General features: G+C 56.8%; 2 protein-coding genes. One reads left to right on the forward strand and one right to left on the reverse strand.

Translation table 11 applies throughout. The features are described 5' to 3' along the window. On the reverse strand, positions 1 to 197 hold a 197-nt coding region (locus AC1DWF_RS37950), incomplete at its 3' end, for a sulfurtransferase TusA family protein (protein WP_476843560.1). Between the two features lie 116 nt (positions 198 to 313). On the opposite strand from AC1DWF_RS37950, the gene AC1DWF_RS37955 reads away from it, so the two are divergent. Beyond that, positions 314 to 540 (forward strand): MucR family transcriptional regulator (locus tag AC1DWF_RS37955; protein WP_476843561.1); only part of this gene is annotated, 227 nt, incomplete at its 3' end.

A 540-nucleotide genomic window follows, 5' to 3' on the forward strand; every position in this document is an offset into this window, starting at 1 on the left:
TCTCCAAACTCTATGAGCAGAATTGAATGTCCCTGCTCGGACAGACTCCGATGCAGGTTTTGACGAGGTTCGTCGCCCCTGAAACGGACCTCCAGGACCTCGCCCGCTTGCATGCGGTCRAGACGAAGTCGCGTGCGCACAAAAGTCATCGGGCAAGTGTCGGCCGAAACATCCACCAGTTGCATTGCCGTCATCATTTTCGCTTTCACCTACGTAATGGATTATTACCGGGCGCTGCATGCCGATCCGTCTTGCGGAATGGCGGTGCAACCCTGTAGACCCTGCGATCTTCTAGTGGATAGGAACAAACCCTATGTCAGAATCTTCTTCCGTCGGCGATCTGTTGGGCCTGACCGCGGAAATCGTCTCGGCTCATGTGTCGAACAACCCGGTTTCCGTGAACGACCTTTCAGGTCTGATCGTCGAGGTCCATCGCACCCTTTCGTCGCTCGGCTCCGTGCCGGCCCGCATCGAGGTCGAGAAGAAGGCGCCTGCCGTTCCCGTCAAGAAGTCGGTCACGCCGGACTATCTGATCTGTCT

Source organism: Aminobacter sp. P4_D5 (genome assembly GCF_056401815.1).